6 protein-coding genes are annotated in these 7,164 nt (G+C 36.8%); 4 read left to right on the top strand and 2 right to left on the bottom strand.

Annotated elements, in window-relative coordinates; all coding sequences use genetic code 11:
• The coding region (locus tag AC0UA9_RS07940; protein ID WP_475659153.1) for an IS256 family transposase at positions 1–768 on the bottom strand (768 nt) is incomplete at its 3' end.
• Positions 769–813: 45 nt separating this feature from the next.
• On the opposite strand from AC0UA9_RS07940, the gene AC0UA9_RS07935 reads away from it, so the two are divergent.
• Complete coding sequence (locus AC0UA9_RS07935; RefSeq protein WP_475659152.1) at positions 814–2,154, top strand: hypothetical protein; 1,341 nt, start codon at positions 814–816, stop codon at positions 2,152–2,154.
• A gap of 20 nt (positions 2,155–2,174) precedes the next feature.
• Here AC0UA9_RS07935 and AC0UA9_RS07930 read toward each other — a convergent pair whose 3' ends face one another.
• Positions 2,175–3,452 carry a GDSL-type esterase/lipase family protein gene (locus AC0UA9_RS07930; RefSeq protein WP_475659151.1) on the bottom strand — a complete coding sequence of 426 codons (1,278 nt, stop codon included), beginning with the start codon at positions 3,450–3,452 and terminating at the stop codon, positions 2,175–2,177.
• A gap of 346 nt (positions 3,453–3,798) precedes the next feature.
• On the opposite strand from AC0UA9_RS07930, the gene AC0UA9_RS07925 reads away from it, so the two are divergent.
• From AC0UA9_RS07925 to AC0UA9_RS07915, 3 genes are all read left to right on the top strand, one after another.
• The gene (locus tag AC0UA9_RS07925) at positions 3,799–4,896 is read left to right on the top strand and encodes an SGNH/GDSL hydrolase family protein (RefSeq protein ID WP_475659150.1); all 1,098 of its coding nucleotides are present in this window, start codon (positions 3,799–3,801) and stop codon (positions 4,894–4,896) included.
• 120 nt (positions 4,897–5,016) lie between these two features.
• Complete coding sequence (locus AC0UA9_RS07920; RefSeq protein ID WP_475659149.1) at positions 5,017–6,021, top strand: hypothetical protein; 1,005 nt, start codon at positions 5,017–5,019, stop codon at positions 6,019–6,021.
• Positions 6,022–6,139: 118 nt separating this feature from the next.
• The gene (locus AC0UA9_RS07915) at positions 6,140–7,138 is read left to right on the top strand and encodes a TRAP transporter substrate-binding protein (protein ID WP_475659148.1); all 999 of its coding nucleotides are present in this window, start codon (positions 6,140–6,142) and stop codon (positions 7,136–7,138) included.
• Positions 7,139–7,164 lie beyond the last annotated feature (26 nt).

Here is a 7,164-nt window from a genome sequence, read left to right as displayed (position 1 = left end):
ATTGCGTATCTGATGAACAATACATAATTGAACTTCAGTCTCTGGAAAAATAGTTCTTATCGCCTCAGGAAACCCAGTTAGCCCATCAATACAGGCAATAAGAATATCTTTAACTCCACGATTATTTAAATCGGTAAGCACAGACAACCAATAATTAGCCCCTTCATTTTCAGATAAGTGAAGACCAAGTATCTCTTTCTTACCGTGAATATTTAATCCCAATAACGTATAAACAGCTTTACTGATATAGCGCCCATCTTCTTTGACTTTATAATGAATAGCATCAAGCCAAACAATAGGGTAATGACTGTCTAGTGGTCTCTGTTGCCATGCTTTAAGCTCTGGAATTAGTTTATCGGTAATGGCGCTTATGGTGCCTGAGGCAACGTTCATACCGAACATATCTTCAATGTGTTTATTAATATCCCGATAACTCATCCCCATACTGAACATGGATAGAATTTTTGAGTCTATTTCATCACTGAGCGTGGTTTGGTTTTTCTTAACGAGTTGAGGCTCAAAACTACCACTGCGATCTCTTGGGGTGTCTAACTCAAAACTACCAACGGATGATTTAACGGTTTTAGTGCTAGAGCCATTTTTACGGTTAGGCTCTTGTTCATTAGAAAGATGTTGTTCAAGCTCAGCCTGGAGGGCTGACTCAGTTAATTGTTTGATAAGTGATGTTAATACACCCTCTTTACCAGTAAGTTTTTTACCTGATTGAAGTGCTTTAACTGCATCTTCGAAGTTGAATTGATTTGTCATGTGTCATTCCTGTTTTTTACCAGTTTACCGAAATGACACAGATTTTTGAACATTACCTCTGTTAATCGCAGAACTTTCTTATCTTCTGCGTTATGCTTAATAGCAACCTCAGCATGCTCTTCTTTAAATATCAGTAAGTTAAATCAACCTTATTCTGACCGCTTTGTTGTTATCAATTCGCTAGATGAACTACAGCATTATGCCAGTATTGATAATATCAAAGTACGCTTAACGCCTGGGGTTTATACCCTTGAAACAGCCTTATCTCATAAATTCATTTCATTTACAGGAAAGAATAGTCACTATGATTTAAGTGGTGTTGTTTTACGCGTTAACACCGCCTTGTTTAGTTTATTTGGTAACCCAAGCGGCGCTGATGGCTTTTATCGCGTTATTGATTTGTCTGGTGAAAATACCATTTTCGAAGGAGTTAAAGTAGAAACCTTTGGGGATAAAGCAGGGTATCAAAGTCGTAATAAAATATTCAATGTTGTTGGCTCTGGCGTAACGCTCAGAAATGTAGATGTTACCACGTCAGGTTCGACTCCTTGGGGATATGGCAGCTTGTATGGAATAAATGGCACAGTTGTTAGAAAAATGAATGGAATACGGGTTGGTTGGCCTGCAGTAGGGGTTAAACTTATCGGCTGTAAAGTACACATGAGAGCAATGGGACATGCTATTTTTGTTCAAGGCGCTGATGATACCTTAATTGAAAACTGTCATGTGGATGGTTTAGTGAAAACCACTAATGATTTACTCTCAGAAAAGAGTGGTTACGCATACGACCGTGGCTTTAAAGTACCTAAAAAAGGCTATATTGAAGGGGTAACCGTTAGCGACAGCGGAGAAATCTTGCCAAATGAAATCATATCGTTAAGTGAAGATGGCATTCGATTGTATGACAGCTTTAGAAAGCAATACCCTACAGGAAAAACAACCATTCGTGACTGTAGCGTTTATCAAATGCGACGTGGTATTTGTACTGGTTTAGGCGGCGCCGCAGATATCGTTGAAAACTGTGAAGTAATAGACTGTATCGCTGCAGGTTTTAATATTGGCAATAAAGATACCTTGATTAATTGTCGAGCTAACGCTAAATATTCTGAGGCATTAAGCTGTCCATATGGAAATTCATCTTCTGCGTCCGTCGATTTAGGTATTTTAGATAGCAGACATGGTCTTGCAAATAATGTGCTAGCGACTATCAACGGTAATAACCATACGATAAAGCTTCATACAGTTAACCCTATATTTGTCCCTAGCTCAATGATAATTGCGGTAGGCACACGACGAGGTTATGCTTTTTATCAAAAAGCGATCAAAGCACCTACAGACCTTAAGCTTGAGAATAAAACGTCAGCTAGCATTATTTATGACAGTTAAATCAATCAGTAGTCCAGGGCTTATTTTAACGCTTTAGCAATAGCTTCTTGGACTAGTGGTTCCATAATGTGATAACCATGGACGTTAGGGTGAACTGTATCTCTTCCTAACGCTTTGATTAAACCTTTATTCGCGTTTACCATTGGTGCGTAATAATTTAGATAGATTAGCTTGTTTCTTTTAGCGTATGCCTTAATTAATTGATTCAACGCAATAATTTTATCCGCCGGCTCTATAGAAGGACTCCAAGAGTAACTCGTTGCAGGAAGCACAGAAGCGAGAACAACGTTAATATTATTTTGTTTTGCCAACTCTGCCATTGAAAATATGTTTCCCGCTATATGCTCAATTGTGGTTGGCCCTCTGTTTCCTGCAATATCATTTGTTCCAGCAGAAATAATAACGACTTTAGGTTTCAGGTTGACAACATCTGGTCTAAAACGCAATAGCATTTGTCCACTAGTTTGGCCGCTAATACCTCTATTTATATAAGATGGATTAGACTCAAAAAACACACCATGATCCCGAGTCCAGTTTTGAGTAATAGAATCACCCATAAATACGACTCTATTTTCTTTTTCCGATGGTGCTTTTAGTGCTTTGTTCATGTCTTTATACCTAGTTAAGTTTTCCCAATCATCATTAGGTATTAATTTTATTTTAATTACTGAAGCAATTTCATCGGGTGATTTTTCTGGTAATTGAATGGTTAACTTGCCATTTATTAGTGTCGTTTTCAACTTGGTGAGGGGATCTGAAATAAAAGTTGCTTGTCTTGGTTTAGCCGCTCTATTAATAACTAATTTACCGTCTGCTGGCCAATTGAAAACATGGGCATATAAAAATCCATCTTTGGCGGTATAACGACCCCATCTAGGTTTATCAAAGGGACTGACAGAAACACCGTAGATAGCTTCGTTATTTTCTCTAACCCAAGCCAATATTTCTTTTAAATGTTTCTTTTTTTCTAGTGGTAATGGTGCTAATTGATTGGGTTCTATATTTAATAAAAACTCTCCCCCTTTAGATACGTTATCCACTATATTATGAATGATATTTTTACTATCCTGCCAATTTTCAGCGGAAAGAATATGCCCTTTGGAACCATTTATCGTGATACACGATTTCCATTGCACATCAATTGCTGTAATAGGGGTTCTAAATGTAGACTCTTGCCACCACTGTATACATTGGTCATTCGGCGTTGTTTTTGTCTTAGGGGCTTCTTGGGCTAAACCCGGATTACAATTTAAAATAGAGACGAGTAAAAATAGCATTGATTTTCTTAGGTTTTTCATTTTTTTGACCCTTGCTTCTTTTTCATAATAACGAGATACTGATATTTTGCTTACTATCTATTGTTATCGATAACAGTGGTTTAATACTGCATTTTAAATAACTAGGCGTCAATCAAAAAAATTTAACACCGTATTACTCCATCGAAAAACCTAAATTGAATATAGATTATTTCTGGTTATAAAGGTTTTTCACGGTTTAAATACATTTCTATAAATTTTGCTTTTATGGGGTATACAACAATTGATTTGGTATCGATAACATTTTGGTGTATTCTAGTTACTAAGTTAAGTTGTCTGTTTAAATCACTTACTCGCAAACATACAAACCAATATAGGTATAAATTAAATGATAAAAAAAAATAATATATTGTTGAATTTATTACTGGTAATAAGCTTCATTTTTCCCAATGGATTTTTGCTTGCCGCTAATTTTATTGAGCCTGATCATAAACTTATTCAATATACCGGCCGAATAGATTTTGTTAACCCTAAACAACCATTAATCAGTTGGCCTGGTACTTCTATTAAGGCTAAATTTACCGGTAAATCGCTAAAAATTAAGTTAGATGACTCTGAAGGTAAAAATTATTTCAATGTTGTTATTGATGGTAACGACCAATATCCGCATGTGCTAAAAGCAAAGCAAGGTAGTCATGTTTATCCCGTCGCCTATTATTTAAAACAGGGTGAGCATACAGTTGAGATATATAAACGTACTGAGGGGCATGAAGGGGCAACTAAGTTTCTTGGTTTAGCGTTAGACGATAATGAAAAATTACTTAAGCCACCGGCAAGGCCAAGTAGAAGAATCGCTTTCTTTGGTGATTCAATTACTAGCGGAATGGGAAATGAATCCGCAGACAATGTCGCTGATAAGACGTTATCTGAAAAAAATAACTACTTATCATTCAGCTCAATAACAGCACGGAATTTAGATGCGGAGCATCATACTATCTCGTTAAGTGGTATAGGGATTATGGTGAGCTGGTTTGACTTCACCATGCCTGAATATTTTGATCAAATTAATGGTGCTGGTAACAACGAAAGTAAATGGGATTTCTCTCAGTGGACACCCGATATAATCGTTATAAACCTACTTCAAAATGACAGTTGGTTAGTAAAAAATTCTAAGCATATATCACCAGAGCCAACGACAGAGCAAATTATTCAATCTTATGTCGATTTAGTCACATCAATTAAACAGCGGTATCCAAATAAACCTATTATTTGTGCGCTTGGCAGTATGGATATTACGAAGCAAGGCTCTAAGTGGCCAAGTTATGTTAAAACTGCGGTGTCTAGCATTAAAAAAATAGATAATAATGCTGATATTGATACGATATTTTTTGAATATACAGGTTATGACAAGCATCCAAGAGTATATCAGCATGAACGTAATGCCAAAAAGTTAACTCAACTTATTAAGCATAAAATGGGCTGGTAAATAATTTTACCTTATGGCTATCATTTCAAACCTTGTCGTTGCTCGTTTATTGCCATTTACTATCAAGATTTATAAAAGTAGAAGTTATGTATGTAAACAAGCTTTAGCACAGGAATAGCGATGTGGAATATTAATTGTATTTTTTTAGGCGTGATGAGCTTAATGCTTGCAACGGTGTCGAGCGCTGTTGAGTTAAACGACTCTCCGCAAGTCGAAATATCAAACGGACTTGTAACGGCGAAGGTTTGGGTTCCAGATCCAGAAAAAGGATACTACCGTGGTACGCGCTTCGACTGGTCAGGAGTTATTTCTAGTCTTCGGTATAAAGGTCACGAGTATTTCGGCCGATGGACAGACACCGCTGAGCTGCACAATGAGATAGTTGGGCCCGCCGAATCATTTACGGCGAACGATCAAGTATTAGGGTATAAAGCGGCTAAAGTAGGCGAAACCTTTATGCGGATAGGAGTTGGGCTATGCGAAAAGCCAGACGAAGAGAAATACAAATGGAGCCGCATTTATAAAATAGTTGACCATGGGCAATGGGCCGTCAAGCAAGCGAAAAATTGGGTTGAATTTACACACACACTGTCAGATGGAAAAGGGTACGCCTATCACTATACAAAACGATTAACCTTAACCAAAGACAAAGCTGAACTTATTCTCTCACATAGCTTAACAAATACCGGTACAAAGGAAATAAAAACTGAGGTTTTTAATCATAACTTTTTTGTTATTGATGGTCGTCCGAGTGGTCCGGAATTTGAAATAAAATTCCCATTTTTACTGACAGCGACTCGAGCCGATCTCAAAGGGCGTATTTCCATTGAAGGTAACACTATCCAGTATCCTCAGGTATTGAAAAACGGTATGAATGGGATGATAGGCACGGGCTTAAAAGGCTTTGGAGCGGGAATTGATGACAATGCCTTTCAAATTGTGAATAAAATTACTGGGGCAGGGGTTAGCGCTAAAATCGATCAACCGCTGCAAAAGCTATTCTTTTGGACCATGGAAAATACGATATGCCCAGAGCCCTATATTTATATGCAAATCAAGCCTGGAGGGACGCACACATGGAACACAGAATACACCTTCTTTGAAGCAGGAAACGTGTTTAAATAGCGCCTAATTTTATGAATATATTACAGCTTGATAAAGTAATTACAATTATTATTGTTATCGATACCATTTGTGGGTAGTATGTACTTAAATAACAGCTTGTTAATAAGATGACTATTTTATGATGAAGTTTAAATATTGGTTAATGTTGGCCTTAATCAACTTATCTATATTCCAAATAAGTGTTTCGGCACAACCCAGTAAAACCTTTAAAATAGCCACGTCAGTGCAAGCAAATGGCACGGCAGGTAAGTTATTAAAGCAATTTGCAGACAATGTAGAAAAGCGCTCTAAAGGCTCAATAAAATTCAAAATATTTCACGGTGGAATTTTAGGTAACCAATTACAATATTTTCAGCATATTCAGCGTGGTGTAATAGATATAGGTTTAATTAATAGCGCTTCGCTTGAGTCTGTAATACCAAGCTTAGGGGTTATGAATATGCCGTATTTATTTCGTTCGGTTGAAGAATATCGTGAGGTTATGAATAACCAAAGTTTTCGTCAAACGTTATTCCAATCAGCGAAAAAACATAATTTCAGTTTTTTAGGTTATCTCAGTAGTGACTTTAGAAGTATTTACAGCACTAAGCCAATAAAGTCTTTTCATGATTTAGCGGCCTTGAGATTAAGAACCATATCTAGCCCTACTTATATGGAAATGCTATCAAGGTTTGGTGCAGTACCAACAGCACTCTCATTTGGTGAATTGTATGCAGGTATGCAGCAAGGAGTTGTTGATGGTGCAGAAGGTGGTATTGCAGGCATTCATCAAGCCAAGTTTAGTGATGTAGCCAAGTATGTATTAGTAACAGAACATACTCGCTTAACTGACTTTGTTATTTCCAGCATGAAATTTGAACAAAGTTTGTCGGCAGCAGAGCGTAAACTTATCAGTGAAGAATTTAGCATTATTAGTAATAAGTCTATTGATTTTGCAGAGCAAGGTGAGAAATTAGCAATAAAAAAGTTAACTGCTGAAGAAGGAGTAACTTTTTATCCTGTTGATAAAGCTATATTAATGCATGCTGTGAAACCAATGTATTTAGCTGAAATGCAGGATGAAGAAAAAGCACCGTTGCTTAAAGCAATCTTTAAAATTGAAGAGCGTGAATTTTAATATTCCAGTATAGCTAATGTTATGCA

The organism is Colwellia sp. F1 (assembly GCF_056238625.1).
This window is presented reverse-complemented; position numbering and strand designations above follow the sequence as displayed.

What these genes read in the sequence shown, in the direction of transcription:
- AC0UA9_RS07930 (WP_475659151.1), bottom strand. Translation starts at nt 3,452, where the DNA reads ATGAAAAACCTAAGAAAATCAATGCTATTTTTACTCGTCTCTATTTTA.
- AC0UA9_RS07925 (WP_475659150.1), top strand. Translation starts at nt 3,799, where the DNA reads ATGATAAAAAAAAATAATATATTGTTGAATTTATTACTGGTAATAAGC.
- AC0UA9_RS07920 (WP_475659149.1), top strand. Translation starts at nt 5,017, where the DNA reads ATGTGGAATATTAATTGTATTTTTTTAGGCGTGATGAGCTTAATGCTT.
- AC0UA9_RS07915 (WP_475659148.1), top strand. Translation starts at nt 6,140, where the DNA reads ATGATGAAGTTTAAATATTGGTTAATGTTGGCCTTAATCAACTTATCT.